Here is a 19,772-nt window from a genome sequence, read left to right as displayed (position 1 = left end):
TTACGGCTCCCCTACTTTTATGTCATATAGTTAAACTTTGCAAAGTGCTGTGAAATTGATGCATCCTTCGACAAATTCTTATCTACTTTCTTGCATTCAGATACAATAGGTTTTTGTTCGGGAATTGATACCTCTAAGGTTTCATTTTGCTCATCCGCTTGACGTGTTGTTACTGCTTGATGTTTCATGTAAAAAGTCACATAAAAACCAAAAAGCAATAGTTCTGTTACTCTTGATGATTTTGAGTCGGAAGACTGGATATCCTCAATAATCGCATCAAAACCTTCAGCTTTACGATCTAAATAGCAATCTAAAGATTTTGCTTTTTTTGACCGGCAAACCCGCATAAGAAAAAAATCTGGGCCAATTTCAGCAATATGCTTAAAGCCTTCTTTTATTAGACCTCTTGTAACTTTGTTAGTAGAACTAATGTAGGCGTAACATTCTCTCTCTAATTTATTTTCTAAGTTCAGCCTTATGACGGTTCTTTCCCTCGTAGACATAGAGCACCTTAAATCTTGCTGAGTATTTCCTCAGAATCAATTTCTTTTCGACCTGTACGTTCGTGGACTAAGGTCGCCTCAATGATAGCTGCCATACCATTGACATTATCCTTTCTAGGCTCATCAGTTCTATATTCGTTTGCTTTTAAAGAGTTCAAAAACTCAGAGCCCCCACCGGAAAATATAGTCGCATCAAGAAAGTTTACATTTGCAAGTTGATTCAGTGCATTTCGGACATTTTTATCCAATCGCTGTTTGTATTTACTAACAAACTCAGACACATCAATTCCTGCTAACTTTTCGCCTCTAAACGCTTTCAGAATTAGATGTTTTGGCGGCAACCCACCCAAGGCATACGCTTCAGAAACTTCCTGAGCGAAGTTATCGAACATCTCAATTGTTCCAATTGGTGCAGAAACAAAACACTGAATCTGACCTTCTTTAGTAATTATCGCGATATCGGTTGTTGTACCACCAATATCGGCCACGGCAAAACGCTCTCCTTCAATGGCAAAGATGCTTGTCGCATAAGCAAATGCAGCAATCCCTTCTGGTTGTACTGATACATCTACAACCTTAGGTAAGTCGTAATCATCTAAAGAATGAACTTCTTGCATAAGGTGCTCTTTCAACTCACCAATCAATTCGAGATTAACTTCTGGATTTTCTGGGTTAAGGAAAAACGTTGATATTGGCAATGTAACTACAACTTTTACGCTACCGCCTTTAAGTCCCAACTTCTTAAAAGCATGGGCGACGAGTACAAGGTTTGCATTCGAAATCTGATACCCCTCGTTATTAGTTGCGATATTAGCCCCCGACTCGCAAGTTGTTACAACTGTGTATTTATGATCACCGATAGAGTATGAACCTGAATCGTACGAAGATGTTGAGTTGAAACGAGCTCCTTCAACTACAAGGGAGTCAAATTGAACCTCAACACTACCCGATCGAGCTTTTATGCCGTCAGAACCGTTATCACATACTGCGTATTCACTATTTAATCGTTTCATCCTTTCTCTCCAACAATGTCCGATGTTTAACACTGAAAAACATAGTACAACTTAAAACAACAACAATGCAATAAAAAAGAGTTGGCAAGTCAAAAATAGAATATAAAAAAACAAGGATTAACACTAAACAACACGCTCAAAGTCCTTCATTTATCGCTCTCGCACACCAAATGACAAAGAAAGACATCAGGTAACAATGAAAAACACGAAATAACAAAGATAAACACCACATAACGAACTGCGGGATTTTTGTTGTTTTTAATCTAAGTACATAAATATTAGGGGCTAAGTCAGGCGATAAAACCTGAAACCGTAGAATAAAGGCATAACAGTTCGTAGAATGCTTATTAATCTCTATCGTCACAGATTCTACCCATGAAGGACGAGATTATTGGAGATAAATCTGATGGAGAATGCATTTGGTATGGACCTTTGCCAACCATGTTTTGTGTTAGTTAGATGAATCAAGAATAAAATGACCAAACACAAAACCTCTCCCGCCCTGAAAACTTCATAAGTCATTGAAAAGTAAGGCTTAATCTTTGTTTTCTACACCTCAAACACAGTGTTTGTTCCCAATTGGAGAATACAGTGAACCTCAAAAAAATTAAGCTATTACCGCTCACAGCTTGTATATCACTTGGCTTATTTAGTTTCACCGCAGATGCTAGCTCTGTAACTGGTACCACTTCAAAACTTTCTATGAGTGAACAAGCAAATAGAGAGTTACTTAAATCATACTTTCAAGCCTCTGAAATTACTTTAGGCCCAAGAGAGCGTTCGCAACCCTTCTACCCTGTAATTGGTGGTCGGGTAAATGGTTTAGACACATGCGACGGAAACATTAGCTATACAATCCAAAACATATTTTCAGATGGTCGTTTGAAACAAATCTATGAAAGATTTCAAGATGTGCTAGATGCAATGATGTCATCTGGTGGTGCGATATATCTATCTAGTTTGTATATCCAGAAAAGCAACCCAGGTCTTTATAGTTTGCTGACCAATGGAATCAACATTGGATTGGACGATTTTTTTGCGGCTGTTGGTGATTGTGAGTCAATGCTTAGATCTGCAAGCTCGTTTATTCCAAGTCATTATGATGAGAACTCTCAGATGACAAAGTTAGACAATGCAATCAAAGACTCAAAGATTGAATGGGATAGAATTGATATAACACAATTCTTCAGTAGCGATCCGAAAGGCTCTGTAGGCGTCGGAAATACAATGGCTGATATATCTGATGATGGGGTTAGATTCTACAACAGAGATGGAGATATTGTTGATGGTATTGGTGGCTCTGAACCAGGTGACGAACCTTGGAACATAATAAGAACAGCATCAATGAAGGGGTACTGTATCCTCAGAGGGATTCCAGCACAAAGCTGTAACGTAAACAGCGTTGCTGCTCCAACGGGTGCTAACTCATGGGACATTTCTAAAGACCCAATGTTCGAGTTTTACTTCGGAAATAAAAGCGTAAGTGAAACTGAAAAACTGAAAAAAATCATGGATCTCGCATTCGAATTATATGGAGAAATAGCTGTACTAGATTGTGATACATGCTCATCCACGACCATTTCAGGTAAAGGCTTGTACACCCACTTTACTGAACAGAGAGCTGAAATTGCACATACATTAGAAACAATACTTACTTACTCAGCTCCTGTCGCACAAGTAACCTCGGAACAATTAAAAAGTATAAGCGCACCAAACGGAATAATGATCCAGTTATCACACATTAAAGGACTGGATCTCTTACGCAGAGATAAAGAGTTGCAAGAGAAATTTATCAACGGTTTATCAATGGATGTTGCGTACGCTAGAACATTATGGATAGGACAGTTCTATATAGATTCATTTTCGCACATGACTAAGGACGAACTAGCAAACAAATACAAGCGACAAGATATTTATGGGACATTAAGAGATGATGCGAAATCTCAACTAAATGAGTTCCGAGAAAACATTAGAATGCAACCATTCAAACCTGGGCAGTACATCCGAGGACTGTCGGCAGTTACAAGTTTCGAAGGAAACTTAGACGCATTGGCTGATTGGATGGAACGTCAAAAATGATTAATGTATCTGAGGCTACAGGGGTATTTACAATCCCACTAGGAATTCATTTTTCCAATGTCATATGGAACTTCATGAATGAAATTGGGATTATTTTTATACCCTTTTTCCTTGTGATACTTCAGAGCGTCAATAAAGCTCGAGCAATGGGGAGAGATGAAGGCTCTCCCCAGATCATGGCGCTCAAACTAATTGAAGGCAAATTCATCGCAATGTTCACAATACTGTTCACATTTGTGATGCCGGTAAACCTCCACAACCAATCAGTACCAACAACAATTACTTCTGACCCTCATGAGCCGATAAATTTTCGAGCCTTCTCGTGTAACGCAGGAAGGTCGTCAATTATCGCACCTACAGATAGAGTTAATCCGAGGCTCACAAATTTCAACGGTTACGACATGGGTTTGCCAATGATGCTCGGTTTAGCGAACCAAGGTATTCAGGGATTCACAAATACAATGATTGCGAAGATACCTTGCGATACAAACTCGATTAGCAGGATTAACCAAGGCAGAACGCAAGTCATGTCATCAGAAAAAGATTCTAAAATTCAATATTCAATGGAGCTTTTCTATAAGACTTGTTACACCGTTGCACTAAACAATATTAATACTGCAATAGACAGAGGTACTTTCAATAACTACACGCCACTAACAGAAAAAGAAACTAGATTTACATCAGCAGTAATGATGAAAGGTTATGGTGGTGCAGTAATAAACCCTCAAACGGGCAACTTTTATGATCCCCTAACTGCAACCGTAGATGTGAACCAATGGGTATTTAATCCTAATGGAGTTGCAACTGTATCAGACCCAACCAAAGAAGAAGTTAGCTGTACATTCATGGCGCAAGATATAGCAAGCGCAGGAATAACACATATAAATAAAAACTATGGCGATGAAGTATTACCAAACGCCAAAACAACCATGATGTATCCAGATCGTGACGGTACAACATTTCTTACTCTTGGAACAGCAAAGCAAGAAGTAGAAGATAGACTTGTAAACCAACTAATGTTTGATGTTGCCTTGGACACTAAATCGATGTTTAACACAGTTCAAGGTGCGTCTCCGGTTAAAACCATTAAGGCTGATAACAGTGCAATCGGCGAAGCCGGCGTGTACGTAGCGACTTTTCTCACGACAATAGAAAAAGGAATCGCAAACCAAGCCTATGGATTACTAGGGCCGATATTAATCTCTCTATTAATATCACTTGCACTTGCTACTGGGCCGTTACTAATCGTTATCAGCGGGTATAACACTACAGTAGCCCTAATGATTGTTTATTTATTATGTTTTCTAATCGGGACTCAGTATGTATTTGAGATTGGATTATATGTAGAAACAGTTCTACTAGAGCAAGGAGTAAGTGCCTTATCAACACTAAGCGGAGACGCAGATTTTAATCTCAAATCCCTCTTATTAAGCACTGTTATCCCTACTATATTGGGTGTCTGGTCCATGCTAGGTGCCATGCTAGGTATTCTTGTTATCCCTATGTTCTCTCAGATGATTCAAACGGCTTCAAATAACATCGCATCTTATGGCATGGGATTAGTTATGAGGTTAATAAGCATCTTAGAAACAGCACTATCAGCAGTTTTTCCGGCGGCAGGAGCTTTAAAGGGCGTAAGGGAAATGGGTTCTAAGTTATCAGGTAAGGGTAAGTAAATGTTAGATTACGTAGTATCTGAGCCAACAGCATTATTTACGATCCCTTTCATGGTAACGCTAGGTCAAAATGCATTTGACCTATTAAATGAATCAGGTCTGCTATTTGTTCCATTCTTTTTTGCGATGGTCAAATCAGTCGTGAAGTCACGAGCTTTAGGTCAAGACGAGGGAGAGGCACAGATTATGTGCTTAAAAATGATTGAAGCTGAATGGCTCCCGATGGCGTTTGTTCTGTTCTTTGCCGTGATGCCTGCCCGAACAAGTGTAAGTCCGGTTGTAAGTTACAAGGCGTATTCATGCGCTAATACCCCTGCCCTGATAGAAAATGCAGAAACCATTGCGAACCTAAAGCCAAACTCTGTTATGGCGACTCAATACGGCTCTAACAATATGAGTTTGATTATGGGGCTGGTACATCAAGGTTCAACGGCATTTAATGGTTTACTAATAGGTAAACTATTTTGTGAGCAAGGCATAAATAGGTATGAAGTCGGTGAGTCATTACTGAATGCCAACGTAAAGAGCAGAGCGATTTCAAAGGCTGTACTAGAGTTTGATGCACAATGTTATCAACGAGCAGCAGATGAGGTTGATGATGCAGCAAGAACAAATACTCTCGTTACAAAGATAAACGATCGGGGAGATGCCTACTTCAATTCATTAATAATGAAGTCTTCATACGATGGTACATTGCGCCCTACTCGTCAACCACAACTTCTTTTTGACAAGCCTCCACAATGGGATAAAGAAATGAACACGTACACTAACGGTACGAGCTCAATTTCATGTCAACAAGCAGCAAATGAGGTAGAACAAACCTTAAAATTAACACTAGGTAAAGAACAACCGAATAACCAGCCATATGATGAATGGGTGGGGGATATTCAGTCTCTATTAAATTCTGTAGACATGACCACGAACGTTAGTTTTGCAGAAGCACAACAAGAATTGTTAGGTGCGACTTATACAAATATCATTTCAGGTACTAAACAAAACCCATCTGAACAGCAAAAAGTAACACAAGCTAATTCGCAATCAACAGCAGAAACGTATAACAAAATTGCTTCAGGTCGAGGTTATTACAACCACTCTGCACTAGGTAAGCCTACCGAAGTTTATAACACTTACAATGGATATGTAGTTGACCAAGCGAGAGCTGCGAAAGAAGCAAAAGATAGAAACAATGAGATTAACTCACTGGTGTATTTCGGTTCGGCATGGGGAAATTTGATAAAAACTGTCGAGCAAGCAACATATATTCGGTTGGCCCCTGCGCTAATTTCGGTTGTTCAAGGAATCATTTTGGCAATGATGCCCATTGTGATGTTTCTATCTGGTTTTTCACCCAAAATCCTTATGCAAATTTGTTTGGCATACTTTGCAATATCTTTAATTCCATTTTGGATAAATTTCGGATTAATGGTGGAAACAATACTTAGTGGATTGGTTGAATCTAAAGGTCAGTTACTACCAATTGAAACCTCTACAGCGAGTCAAATTGTCGACTACGCAGGTACTCTATCAATTATTTTCCTATGCACAGGCTGGCTAACGTTATTTCAAATGTTGGGCGTTCGTATCGTAGGCATGATGGATACTGCAAACAGTGCTTCTACTGGTGCCGGACAAGGTGCGAATATGATGCTCAACTCAAAAATGAATGATATTCAAAGAGTATCCCAAAACTCAGTTCTAAAGAACACGGGTGGGAATGGTGAGAATTCAAAAGAAGCAATCAAAGAAAGAATCTCCCAAATGTCACAACGGGCTGAGGACAGATTAAAACAGTATGCATCTGAGTTGAAGGTTTAGATATGGTAGTAGCTGAACCAACGGCGCTTTTTACATACCCTTTTTTTACGAGTATGGGCTTAAAGATCTTCAACTTAGCTAACGAGATCGGTTTACTGTTTGTACCCTTCTTTCTTGCAACATTAACATCAGTGATGATTGCAAGAAGGCAAGGAGCGGATGAGGGGCCAATACAAATAATGGCGCTCAAATTAATCGAAAAGGAATTTATAACAAAATTCGCGATTTTATTTTTGTGCGTTATGCCAGCCGGTATTCTAAATCCTTCTTTTGAATATCGTCAGTTCTCTACAGGTTCAATGCCGAGTTTTATCGAAGGTGTAAATGACGTTACTAGCTTGAGACCAAACAGCAGCTCACCAGAGACTTATGACATTGTAAGCGTACCATTGGCTTTTGGTGTACTGCATGAATTGGTTACTGGTTTATCCAACGCCTTAATAGCACAAATCCCTTGTGGTGAAGACAACGGCGGTAAGTGTATTCAAGGCGCGAACTTTCCAGAAGTTACTAATTATTTATCAAGTGTTCATGCCGAAGAAAGAGACATAAGGCAGGCTATCGGTCAATTTCACGCAGAGTGCTTTATACCAGGTTATGGATATCATATTAATGCAGAACAGAGTGGGCACGGTTTTCAATCATCTAGTGCTAGAACATTTCCAGAAACAAGTTCAGCAAGGTTGAGCTTCTGGTCCAAAGCGATGAATAGCTATTACGATGCAGAGCCTTCGTCGGTTGGTCCAAATAAAGATCCAATTGAGATGGAAGTTGGCTCATTCTGGTCAAACACTTCTCTAACTAATACTCGTCAGTCTTGTTCAACAATGAGTGGTGTGCTTTTTAATTGGATTAGTAACAAGGTTCAAAAAGACTCAAAATTCAACAGTTACAGTGTAGCTTATCAGGAGTTGTATGGTCGATATACAGGGCATGATGAGAACGGAAATCCCGAAATCGTTGAACCTGTGATTGACAGATTAACGGCTCTTAAAGAAGCCATAGGCTCTTATTATGCCAATACAGCAAACTTGATATATGTAGAAAATGACTCGTACTATAAATCGGCTGATGAAAAGGAATATATAGAAACGCTCGTTCAAATGGGGTCTTTTAGACCAAAAGATAAAAAACTTTACCAAGCAAAAATGGATGAGTCTTGGGAAGAGATGATGAAAGGTTTAGTTAAAGGGGCTGCATTAGACACAGCTCAAGTGTTAGCTATGTCCAAGATGATGGTATCAAAATTGGTCGAGACTTACCTACAAGCAACACTAGTTCAACCTTTAATGTACTTAGCTATGGGCATTTTAATGATGTTAGGGCCACTAACTATTATTTTGTCTGGATACAAACCAATTATCGTATACCGAATCTTATTAACTTATTTCGGTATAGGTATGTCAATTTACGTTTATGAACTCTCATTCGTACTCGCAAATAACATCTTGGCCGTATCACTTGATATAAACCTTACAGGTGCGTACTTAGATACATTCTGGTGGTACTCATTAAAAAATCCGTTAGAAACAATCAAAAGGCTTGCACAGTTAGAGCACGTAATTGTTCTTCTCACCATCATACCTCCAACTTGTGTATTGGTTTGGAATGTGGCTCTTCAATACATTGGAGGAAGGGCAGTTAACTCGGTGATGGCTGGTGGTGTTGGTTCTGGAATAAATCAACTAATTACTACAATGCAGAGAACATTTAATAACGGCCTTAAGGGGCTGAAACGTGATCAAATAAAGAACGAATCACTGACTCATTTAGATGAACTAGAAAATGACCTCTTAGCAAGAATCGATTCAAGAAATGACCCAGCTTTTGAAGCGGCGATTAAAGCTATGGCGTCAGGGTACTCTGTCAAATTTGGTGATGCATATTCAGACATCGAACGAGAAATTGAGGAAATGTTTAACGAATTCGACTTAGATGACGAACGTGATTGGTCGTCTTACAGCGATGTGCAGGAAGGTTATTACGATAGCTATGACCCTGATGATTTTTATAGTGGAAGAAATTAATGATTAAAAAATTGACATTACTAACTAGCATAGCATTTGCATTAAATGGTTGTGGTGGTGGCGGGGAAACGTCCCATAAAGAAAGCAGCTTTGAGGTAAAAGTAGTCGATGGTTACATTAAAGACGCAATAATCCAATTTAGTGATGATATTACGGTTGGTGGTTCTGGTTGTATTAACAATGTAATGGATGTTTCATCAGAAGTAGCCAAAACTGACGAAAAGGGCTCTGTTAGCATTCCGACAGCCTACGTAACAAAATCATTATGCGCATCGCTTTTGAGTGGTGTTTCTACGGACATTGAACGGGGGATTATCACCAATTCAATGAAGCTAAGACCGATGGAGAGTTCTGAAGGTAAGGCTATCATTATTAGCCCGATAACTGAACTTGTGGCGAAGTTGGTTGATGCAGGTGTAGTTGAATCTAAAGCAATAAAAGAAGTAATGTCAAAATTCGACCCTCAACTTCAATTATCTGAAGGGGACGTATTTGGTGATTTTCTGGCCTTAGAAGATCGAACTAAATCAAGAATAGTACAAGTTACTGCGGAGGTACTATTTGACAATACGGACTTTCCTACTCAGCGCTCATTGGAAGCGATACAAAAAGTTAGTTCCCATACCTACAACCAACTAGCAAAGGGGCATAGTATTGAAAACTATAGACCTGTACTAAGTTTGAGCGCGGATGGAACATTAGTTGTAATGGATAATTACGCCCCTACAGTGCTTGAAGACGTAGTTAAACTGACTATGTTGCAAAATTCGGAAATGTATCCGACTAGTATCACCCATGCATTTAGCGATATAGATAACGAAATTACTCATTACAAACTTACCTCAAAAGGTCAGGAAATAAGTGGAGTCAAATTCAATAGTTTGTCTGGGGAATTTACCGGTACTCCAAAAACAGCAGGTAAATTTGAATATGAACTAATTGCTGTCGATGAAATGGGGTCACTGTCTAATGCAGTTTCGCTTCAGTTTGAAGTAACTGCTGAAGGTACAAATCAACCACCTTACTCAGTTGTAAGTGAAATAAACCAGACTGTAACTAACGGCAATGAAATAACGCCTATTGATTTGAGTGATTATTTTAAGGATGATGACTCTAAGATTGTAAAGTATGACCTAACGGATTACTCTAATTCTGGCTTAGTTCTCCTTGATAATCATCTAAAAGGTGAACCTTCTAAACAAGGCACTATGCACCTTGAAGTCAAGGCTTTAGATTCCGAAGGTGCAGTTTCTGAACCGCTAAAGATTTATATTCATGTAGTCCACGCTTCTTCAAACAACCCGCCATACGCGAATAGCAAACCAACAAGTCAAGACACGGCATTAACAGTTAACGTAAACAGTGATCAGCTCGATCTGAAAAAATATTTTAAAGATGATGATTTTGACGGTGATGGGATTCAAATTAAAAGCGTTAGGTTAGAGAACATAAGTGGATATGCACTTGGGTTATCAGTGAGTCCAGAAGGCTATTTAGTCGGATCGCCGAATTGGACGGGTGACTTCAGATACAACCTGTACGCAAAAGATTCAAATAATGCTGAATCTAATTATTTACCTATTATATTTGAGGTTCGTTCAGAGAACCGTAGCAACAAACCACCTTACAAAGTTGGAAATCTACAAAAAATATATGCAACTGAAGGCACTTCAATTATAGCTATTCAAACTTCAAATAAATTTAGTGATGATGATGGTTCGGTTGTGAATTACGTCTTAAAAGAAAAGGATAATCACCTTAATGGTTTAATGATTGATAACTCAGGTATGGTTTCTGGGATACCTTTAAACGAAGGGACATATAACTATGAAATATATGCGATAGATAATGAATCATCGAATTCTGAATTACCATTAACATTACAAGTTACTGTATACCCAATAGACAGAGAGAAGAGTGAACTGGAAAATAGGCAATGGTATTTGATTAAATCAGATTCTACGAGTGGACAAGTAAGATGTGACTCAATTGTCTTCAAAAACTTGAATGTTTACTCAACAATGAATATTGATCTACCAATAACAACATGTGATTACAGTCTAAACGAAATCCCACATACTGGGACGTATCATATTGATTATGAAGGAAATGTAATTGTTGATTGGAACATCGATAATCAAGAAAATGGTGTTGTGGAACAATGGGTATATCGTACATCCCGCGAAGGTATCCGTGATTACACCTACTTTACTCTGTATGGACCAGAGAGCGAATCATCAAAACAACAGGGTTCAATGCTCTTTGGCTCTATCATCGATGCAAATGAAATGTTTAGCACAGAGTTAGTAGAAAACCAGGTTACTACTTATTCGAAAGAACTTTATTTAAAAGATGGGCCTAAGTATGTTGACTTCAACATATCATTCTCAAGCAATAAACTATCTTTAAGTAACGAAGACATTACTTGTACCGAATTCTCAGCCATGTATGGTTCAACCTCGACGATTTCTATCAACGATGTAGCAGAAGTATCGACAGGCGTCTGTGAGGACTTATCAGGTTCATCAGAAATTGAGTTTGATCTAACAGGAAAGTTAGACCGTCAATCATCGACAGAATACGTAGGCACGTTTGTCACAGAAGTAGCACCAATAGACTCTCACCAAAATGATAACTTAGCATTCAAGTTTAAGTTGACACTCGAACCTACGCCATAATATCGAGAGCTCCCAGAAAAATCTGGGAGCTTTTTTTACATATGCTTATTGCGTAACTAAAAACCTAAGAGATTATTGAACCCATTATTAATTATCGGCATTCAAATATGGGCATCATTAATTTTCCAAAGACACAAAGTACAAGGCGATTACCATTCTCAGGAGTAACCCTAGTAGACCTATTTGCGGGTGGGGGAGGGACGACGGAAGGGGCTAACAAACTAGGTGTTAGAACTCTTTGGGCTGCAAATCACAATCCAGTTGCCGTTGAGACATACAAGTTAAACAACCCCCATACACCTGACGTGGTTTGCCAAGATCTGCATCAAGCTGATTTTTCACTTGTTCCCAAGCACGATTTGTTATGGGGAAGTCCATGTTGTCAGGGGCATTCAAACGCAGCAGGAGCAAAGAAAAAAACGATCAAGGCTGATATTAGTAGGAGCACTGCGTGGGCAATTATAAGTGCCTTAGAGGTTCATAAAAGCAAAATTGCAATAATCGAAAACGTAAGTGAATTTCTAGAATGGAAATTATATCCAGCATGGGAGTTGGCATTGAAACAGCTAGGGTACTCCATTTCTATCAACATCCTGAATGCTTGTGATTTTGGGGTACCTCAAAGCCGATTGAGAATCTTTATTGTTTGTACACGGACCAAACATCCGATTCAAATTGATTTTACTAAATATTATACAAGTCATGTTCCTGCATCATCGTTCGTAGATATGAATATCAATGATTACAAATGGGATCTTGTCGAAAATAAAGTGGCAAATACAAGAGCAAGAATAGAACAAGGACGGAGGGATTTCGGTTTTGTTCTACTAGATGCTGCCTATGGTAGCGCCAAAACCGGTCGTTCGATAAATAAGCCGCTAGGTAGTGTACTATGCGCAAACAAGCACTATTTGGTTATTGGAGATCTTATTCGGCCATTGTCCGTTTCAGAGTTAGCAAAAGCTCAATCATTTGACGAAAACTACATCTGGCCGAAATCTAAAGTAAAAGCAAAACAACTTATAGGTAATGCTGTGCCGCCGTTAATGGCAGAAAAGATATTAGAAGCAGTTTTAACGGCGGCTTAGAGATGAACCTAAGCGTGACGCCATTGAGCGTATGCGCTTAGGCTAAACAATTCTCCCTTGCGCTCTACTTCGACATTCTGGAAAGGAGAGATGCAACGTCTATGAGCACGTACATGAGCAGTTACAACATGCAGAACATCCGCATATCGCTCAGATGCCTTGCTAAGCTTTTCTTCCTCTTTCAGATACTTGCGTTTTAGTGGAGATAAAACGTCATGGATCTGAGGATTTGAAAGTTCAAAAAAGTCAGACACATCGTCTACGCCACATTGGAAAAGGTCCAAGCGCATTGATTCAGTGATTTCTGGTAACGATAGACCTTTAAACTTACGGGTCTCTTGTTTTTTACAGCGAGAAGTTGAAGTCAATTGGAAAAGTAGAGAGTTAAAAAGTGTAGATACGAACTCAATTCGCTCCTCATCGCAATTAGTAAGTTCAGCTACAGCAATTTTACGTGAAACGCACTTTCTCCCGCCCTTAAACTCGACCAAACGCTTATCAAGCAACATATGGTCGAATTGTTTAACTAGATCAGGAATAGGTGTAGGGTCCAAAAACACAGTGTTTACACCATCTACTTCCGAAATAAACAAGCAGCGCTTATCGTCAACTCGCAATGTTGTAGTGCCAAAAATAGACTCTGAAATGAATCTTATCTGAAAGCGCTTTTCCAATTCCACCAATAAGTTCATCAATCCATCCTCTTCATCTGAACGTTGTTTTTTGTCTATTATTATCATGTATGCGAATCTAGCTCGTCACACATATTTAATGTTACGACGGGCAGGATACCGTCAAGTGGATAAATTGGCAACAAAATGGTCTATAAAATGTGTGTGAAACATGCTCTGAATCAATGCATGTTTCATGGTGGTTGCGTGATTGTTACATTGCTGTTTGTTTTAATGGGATTGAGCTTAAGAACTTAATGTTTGCGCGTGAATTCAATTGGTTACTGAGCAACATATTGAACATATCAATGTCATTAACCTGTAATTCAGTCGGTAAAAAACTATTATTTTGAATAAATGTGCTCAAGATCTCCACAAAAGCATCAGGTGAAATTGCAAATATACCGTGGTCAAATTCTTTACGAACATTTAACAAATTGTAGGAAAATGAGAAGATTTGGTCGTTGGAATGAGATCCATAGCACTCTATTCGGCAAACTTTATGGAACTGAGCTTTTTTATTGAGACGGCCAGTCGCAGATAATGAAACTGACAACAAAATTTTTGTTAATGGTGATGACTGAATAACTTGCCACTTAGTTGGGATAGGGTGTGGCAATATTTTGGCGTCAATATTTAGTGTCTCATCAATTGAAATATCAACACCACATTTACAATAAGAATAATGTATCCGTTTCATATCTTCTAGATTATGAATTGGTTTGTCCCCCTTCTTTCTCCAACCATTTAATTTCCATATAAATGCATAATTAGCTGCCACATTGGCTAGGAATTTTGCGTTTGTTATAAGTTGAGTAATCCCACGTTCTTCTGCAAGTTCTAATGCCTTGATAAACCCATCAATCTTTTCAGAATCATTAAAGATCCTCCTAACCAAAATGAACTCATCAAGAGAAATCAATGCAATTTTATTTGATTCATCAATACAAAACTCAATGGTACTGTCGAGCAAAGGGTCTTTTAACCCCTTTAAATGACTGTAACCGTTATCTAGTAGCCATTCACTTGCAAGTTCATATGAGTCAAGCTTACGAAAGGTAACATTGCCTTCACTCTTCTCCTTAACTTTAAGAACAGACTTCCATGAAGATACGACTTTACTTAGTTCTTTGGTCACTACGGCATAATACATAAGGGGCACTCTCATCCATTGAATGTAAGAACAAAATTAATATACCAAAATCGTTAAAATATGACTGGAGATTGTTCAAAAAAACATCATGTGCCATACTGTACAAAAAAACAGTCGGTGTAATATGTTTAAAAAAAAGGACATTAAGGAAGAATTGAAAAGTCTTGACTTTCGCTCGTTAGAAGAAAGCTTCGAGTTTGTAGTTACAAAGACTAATTCAATCATAGAGCTCTTAAAATGTAGCGCTTTGCATATTGAGGGGCAGTCATACATCCCAATCAAAAGAGGTACAAATTACTCAGTAATTGAGCCATACAATTTAGACTCAAAAAAGCTACTCAACAGCTATAAAATTGCATTCGCAGAAGGGGACATAACAGTCCCAGTTAAAAAGGTTGGTTACATTCAGATTCCAGAAAGCAAGCTAGTTACATTTCGATCAAAAGTAGATGAAATTAACCATAAGAAAGCCATCATAAAATATGGCGCACTGAAGTTATTCCCTAAAAGACACGAAAGGAGAAGGTTCTTCCAAAATCTTCAAGAGGGAATGGTCACTTCTACTATTTATCGAGATATACCAATAGCGAGCTCACTCACAGATAGTATTTCCATATCATGGACCAATAATCAGAAAGCACCGGTATTACTTAATATCGAAGATATCAACTCATTGATGAGCTCAACCGATGAGTTTGAATCATCGCAGCGAGTAAACTACTTGTTGGAGGATGCAAAAAGTAAAGGTATAAAGCTCTATCGTAATCTAGATGTTAAAGTCCATCCAACGATTACCTGTTACCGTAAATTAGATTGTGGTAAGTATGAGAGAGTCCTTTTCAACACCTCAACACCGATCATCGTGGCGAGAGCAAACAACGAACAAGTGAAGTTTACTCCTTTGGATAAATACCCGCCCCTGAAACAAAGGAAGCAACCAAGACGAAAACATAATTCAAACTTGGAAAGCTACATACCAGAGCTGGGTATTTACATAAGAAAATAGATTTAAGCAAGAAAGCAGTTCAAACCGAGAATTTGAGATTGGGCTCTCCAATCTTCAACTATCTCTTTGAATTCTGGGGCAAGCGTGGGGTCGGTGGTAATTTTCTTCTGTCTTACGAAGTAGAACGTTGAAGCTACTTTTTCTTTCGAAACAACAATAAACTCAACTCTTGATTCAGTTCTCATAGAGAGAATGTACTCTTCAATTGATTCAAACGACTTAAAGCTAAGTGAATCAATTTTTAGAGTGGGTGAAATTTCTAGAGCATTGCAGACGACATCTAATGTTTTGGTAGTAATGAATGGCATTAAGAGTCTCAGATAGAGTGCCTTGACACTAAATTTTAGCCGTAAATCTCCATCATAATCACATGAATGAAATTGACTACAGCCACTAACACTCTAAGAGTAACATGAAAAACATACCATTCATTCGAAAGATTCTTTCATTTACTATAAATCTTATCATGAATGGTTGAGTTGAAGCATGAAAAAGGCCACAACTCGAATTCGAATGTGGCCCATTGTTTAGTTCTTAGCTAGAAAGAGGGGGTTTAAGCTAAGATACAGTCTAAGTCTCTAAGTTGACAGTCAGAGCGCCATTCTTCGATAAGCCCCTTAAAATCAGGCACAAGTGATTGGTCCGTGGTAATTGAAAATTGTCTAGTAAAATAGAAAGTTTTAATTTCACGACTTCCAATCTTAATGAAGAACTCAACTCTATACTCGCGTTTAGATGTGACGATGTACTCTTCTAAATCACAAAAAGATGTGAAGTTGTATGTGTCTATGCTAATTTTTGGTGTGACATTCAATGTCGAGCAGATCGCATCTAATGTTTTTGGTGCAATGAACGGCATTTTCATTCTCTTTTAAATTATACGCAAGCAATGGAATATGTTGGTTTTACGTTCGTACCAAATTAGGGTTATAAAAGCATTGTGGAACTGGTTTCGAAGAAATCAGATAGGCCACCCATTACTTAAAGCCCCTACTGGTAGTGGTAAAACAATAATCCTCGCTCAAATTATCACGGAAGCCTTAGCATTCAAATCGCAACATGCGATTCGTATAGCAATCGTTACACATAACACTACGCTAGTCAGTCAAAACTACGCAAAATTTAAACTATATGACAAAAACTGTGAGATTGATGCAGGATTAAATTGTGCATCTTTAAAGCGAAGAGACACTAGTAACCAAGTAATATTTGCGGCAATACAGAGCATTTATAAAAGAGATGATATTGGAACCTTCGACCTCATATTGGTAGATGAATGCCACTACATTCCTAAGAAGGGCGACGGGATGTACAAGACATTTATAAGTAATCAGCAGGCACTAAACCCAAAAGTTCGTGTTGTTGGGCTTACTGCTACAGATTATCGATTATCAAGTGGGAAATTGACAGAAGGAGAAGGACGTTTATTTACAGCTATTGCAGCAGAAATCAAATTAGCAGAACTTCTATCCGAAGGATACCTGGTCCCAATTAGGTATGTGAACACAGACACCTTAATGCGGGACATGCAACACGTATCGTCTACAAATGGAGATTGGAACCAAGTACAAGCCGGTCAAAGGATGATGGAAGAGGGAGGCACAAAAGCTTTCTTAGATGATGCTATTCGTATTGGTAAGGAGTACAAGCTCAAAAAATGGAAGATTTATTGCACCACATTAGAACACTGCGAAGAAGTCTATCAATACCTGAAGAATAAAAAATACTCTGTTGAAGTATACTCTAGTGAGGTACCAGATGATGAAAAAGTTGAGATTCTTCGTCGATACTCTACAAATAGACTTAAAGTATTAATTTCATGCGAAGCATTAATTACTGGGTTTGATGAAACTAAAATTGATCTCATCATAAACCTTAAGCCAACTAAGAGTCGTGGACGTTGGGAGCAACTATGTGGTCGAGGGATGAGGCCGCACAATCTTGGGTTAGCTGACGCTAAAAAAGAATGCTACCTAGCTGATTATACACCGAATACTCACTATCATGGTCGTGCAGATCGCTTGGACTTAAGCATAGATGGGCTATATGTGTACGACAGTTACATTGAGAGGTGTCAAACTTGTGGTATGGCACACAACCTTTACGATACTGAATGTGAATTTTGTGGGCTTTCATACAAGAAGAACAGAGCCGCTATCTATTCATTACGCACCTTAGTGAATAGTTTTCCAAAGAAAAAGTTCAGGGATGAAATTGAAGTTCAATGCCCAACGGATGTAGAAGTTAAAGTGAATCGGTACAACTCAAACTTGGTAATTCAAGTAGTCTTTAGAGGGCATGATGCTCGCGAAGATGTCAATGTAAAAGAACATCACATATTATCCGAATTTTTAACCTTTGGCCGCGAACCATCAGTAGATCAAAAGTTTTTTGAATTTTTCACAGAAACCGAAATGCCAGCAAATGTACGGTCTGTGTACGACTTTGCTGCCGAACTAAGCCAACACATCAAGAAGCCGAGAACTATTTTCACGGTCAAAAACGGTAAAGGATACAATACTTCAGTTGGATTTGTGAGGGAAGGAAAGCAACTCCATTGGAGCAAAACTAATGACGATGTCCTAAGAAAAATAATGGTACAAAAAGAATTAGAAGTTGCCTAAACCGCAAAAATAATAGTAAATTTAAGTGGTGTACATACACGCATTCAAATGATTAAAGGGGATAAATAATGGTGGTCTATTCAAACAATGATCTATCAGTAATTTGCTCAAATCTTAACGCAAGTAACATAGGCGTAATGATCGAGTTTTCAGTAGGTGATTCAACATTACTTTTTCGGAAAAAAAATACTGACATACCTTATGATCCACTTCTCGATGAGTATTTACAACATCAAAATGTGTATTACGATGAGGGCTATAGTGGCTTTAACGGGTGGGTGGTTCAAGACACGTCGCACGCAAACATCATGGGTGTAATTGATACATTAGGTTCTTGGTATCTTCAAAAACATGCACGTACTTTGAACTCTGTGGTATTCCATTAAACTTAAAAATGGCGTAAAGTAACAGTGTTCATCTGAATACATTAAATAACTATAGGGGATAAATTATATGAAGACTAAATCTATCTTCAAACGACAAATGCCTTTTGTTGTACGAGGAAAGCTTCTCCTTCTTAATAAGAGGAAGAGCGCCTAATGAAAAGTGCATCACAAGAATACCTTATCAGAAAGGCAAGACTAGAAAACACTATCCAATTTACAGCCAAACAGTTGATTGATGAAATCACTAAGCTTGCAGAAGCAAATACTTATGATTCACAAGAACGGTTACGCAGAATTGCTGAGGCTGGGTTCAATCTTCGCGAGATACACCCAATAATGACTGGAACAGGCACATATGCTTTTCGAGGTTACACGGTGCATCCAGAAGAATGTCCTTTCATCTCTGTTAGAGCTGGTCCAAACATGTTAGCCGATGATTATATCAAAGGCATTAAAGCACTGTTTAGTACCAACAAGGGAGGAGAGTAGATGTTTCTGTTTTCTTGGCTTTTTCGCATTTTGAAAGGGTTAGTCTTGACTGGCTTTACGTTGATCGGGTTTATTGTAGTCTTTACTTATGCTACAGGAGGTAATTTGAACGATACAGTGGTTCCCGTTCTTGACTCTTTAGCACCTTTAGGTAACTCTGCAAAAGACCTTGGTATCGAGTTTTACGCAAAAGTAATTTCGATAAGGAGAGGAGGTTTAGAATGATTAACATACTCTTTCCATTTCGACTTGGGTTCATACATGGTCTCGTGCTCTTGGTGGTTGTTAGTTGTGGCATCAACTATGCGGCTATCAATGCTTCCGTCCTTGAAAGAAACCTTATCTTTGCGGTTACATTGTTTTGGGTTTGCCGAAATCTAATTGACTTACTATTCAACAAATTACCATTGTGGTTGATTAGTCGGAAAAAATTCAAAAAAATCTAAAGTAAGGAATCATTGAGTTTGAAAACTCGATGATTCTTTTAGGTACAATACCTATGACACATCATAGGTATTGCACTTAGTGCTTTAACTTAAAGGCTTAAGCCTTTCATTAAATAAT

General features: G+C 38.4%; 16 protein-coding genes. 11 read left to right on the top strand and 5 right to left on the bottom strand.

The window, feature by feature from the left end:
* Positions 1-17 precede the first annotated feature (17 nt).
* The gene (locus J4N44_RS28105; RefSeq protein ID WP_252045849.1) at positions 18-503 is read right to left on the bottom strand and encodes a hypothetical protein; all 486 of its coding nucleotides are present in this window, start codon (positions 501-503) and stop codon (positions 18-20) included.
* A gap of 8 nt (positions 504-511) precedes the next feature.
* On the bottom strand, positions 512-1,516 hold the full coding sequence (gene parM, locus J4N44_RS28100) for a ParM/StbA family protein (protein WP_252045848.1): 1,005 nt from the start codon (positions 1,514-1,516) through the stop codon (positions 512-514).
* A gap of 591 nt (positions 1,517-2,107) precedes the next feature.
* Between parM and J4N44_RS28095 the strand changes: the two genes are divergently transcribed.
* The 6 genes from J4N44_RS28095 to J4N44_RS28070 all read left to right on the top strand — a co-directional run bounded on the left by J4N44_RS28095 (position 2,108) and on the right by J4N44_RS28070 (position 12,879).
* Positions 2,108-3,595 carry a hypothetical protein gene (locus J4N44_RS28095; RefSeq protein ID WP_252045847.1) on the top strand — a complete coding sequence of 496 codons (1,488 nt, stop codon included), beginning with the start codon at positions 2,108-2,110 and terminating at the stop codon, positions 3,593-3,595.
* The gene (locus J4N44_RS28090) at positions 3,592-5,271 is read left to right on the top strand and encodes a hypothetical protein (protein ID WP_252045846.1); all 1,680 of its coding nucleotides are present in this window, start codon (positions 3,592-3,594) and stop codon (positions 5,269-5,271) included. The genes J4N44_RS28095 and J4N44_RS28090 overlap by 4 nt, the downstream gene beginning before the upstream one ends.
* Positions 5,272-7,086, top strand: a complete 1,815-nt coding sequence (locus J4N44_RS28085) for a hypothetical protein (RefSeq protein ID WP_252045845.1) — start codon at positions 5,272-5,274, stop codon at positions 7,084-7,086.
* 2 nt (positions 7,087-7,088) lie between these two features.
* Positions 7,089-9,113: a hypothetical protein gene (locus J4N44_RS28080; protein WP_252045844.1), complete on the top strand. Its 2,025-nt coding sequence runs from the start codon at positions 7,089-7,091 to the stop codon at positions 9,111-9,113.
* Positions 9,113-11,791 (top strand): putative Ig domain-containing protein, encoded by a 2,679-nt coding sequence (locus J4N44_RS28075; RefSeq protein WP_252045843.1) that lies wholly within the window; start codon positions 9,113-9,115, stop codon positions 11,789-11,791. The genes J4N44_RS28080 and J4N44_RS28075 overlap by 1 nt, the downstream gene beginning before the upstream one ends.
* A 107-nt stretch (positions 11,792-11,898) precedes the next feature.
* Entirely contained in the window at positions 11,899-12,879 is a 981-nt protein-coding gene (locus J4N44_RS28070) for a DNA cytosine methyltransferase (protein ID WP_252045842.1), read from the top strand.
* Between the two features lie 8 nt (positions 12,880-12,887).
* Here J4N44_RS28070 and J4N44_RS28065 read toward each other — a convergent pair whose 3' ends face one another.
* A complete protein-coding gene (locus tag J4N44_RS28065) occupies positions 12,888-13,619 on the bottom strand; it encodes a hypothetical protein (RefSeq protein WP_252045841.1) in 732 nt (243 codons plus the stop codon).
* Between the two features lie 145 nt (positions 13,620-13,764).
* Positions 13,765-14,703, bottom strand: a complete 939-nt coding sequence (locus tag J4N44_RS28060; protein WP_252045840.1) for a ribonuclease H family protein — start codon at positions 14,701-14,703, stop codon at positions 13,765-13,767.
* 124 nt (positions 14,704-14,827) lie between these two features.
* Between J4N44_RS28060 and J4N44_RS28055 the strand changes: the two genes are divergently transcribed.
* Positions 14,828-15,709 (top strand): DNA replication terminus site-binding protein, encoded by an 882-nt coding sequence (locus tag J4N44_RS28055; RefSeq protein WP_069218707.1) that lies wholly within the window; start codon positions 14,828-14,830, stop codon positions 15,707-15,709.
* A gap of 2 nt (positions 15,710-15,711) precedes the next feature.
* Here J4N44_RS28055 and J4N44_RS28050 read toward each other — a convergent pair whose 3' ends face one another.
* A complete protein-coding gene (locus J4N44_RS28050) occupies positions 15,712-16,017 on the bottom strand; it encodes a hypothetical protein (protein ID WP_069218708.1) in 306 nt (101 codons plus the stop codon).
* Between the two features lie 396 nt (positions 16,018-16,413).
* Here J4N44_RS28050 and J4N44_RS28045 point away from each other — a divergent pair, with 396 nt between their 5' ends.
* The 4 genes from J4N44_RS28045 (at position 16,414) to J4N44_RS28030 (ending at position 19,433) form a co-directional block, all read left to right on the top strand.
* The gene (locus tag J4N44_RS28045; RefSeq protein ID WP_171904773.1) at positions 16,414-16,584 is read left to right on the top strand and encodes a hypothetical protein; all 171 of its coding nucleotides are present in this window, start codon (positions 16,414-16,416) and stop codon (positions 16,582-16,584) included.
* A 21-nt stretch (positions 16,585-16,605) separates the two neighbouring features.
* Positions 16,606-18,333 carry a DEAD/DEAH box helicase gene (locus J4N44_RS28040; protein WP_069218709.1) on the top strand — a complete coding sequence of 576 codons (1,728 nt, stop codon included), beginning with the start codon at positions 16,606-16,608 and terminating at the stop codon, positions 18,331-18,333.
* A gap of 539 nt (positions 18,334-18,872) precedes the next feature.
* Entirely contained in the window at positions 18,873-19,208 is a 336-nt protein-coding gene (locus tag J4N44_RS28035; RefSeq protein ID WP_069218711.1) for a hypothetical protein, read from the top strand.
* Complete coding sequence (locus tag J4N44_RS28030; protein ID WP_069218712.1) at positions 19,209-19,433, top strand: hypothetical protein; 225 nt, start codon at positions 19,209-19,211, stop codon at positions 19,431-19,433.
* Positions 19,434-19,772: the final 339 nt, after the last annotated feature.

The organism is Vibrio sp. SCSIO 43155 (genome assembly GCF_023716605.1).
In the GTDB taxonomy this organism is placed as follows: domain Bacteria; phylum Pseudomonadota; class Gammaproteobacteria; order Enterobacterales; family Vibrionaceae; genus Vibrio; species Vibrio harveyi.
This window is presented reverse-complemented; position numbering and strand designations above follow the sequence as displayed.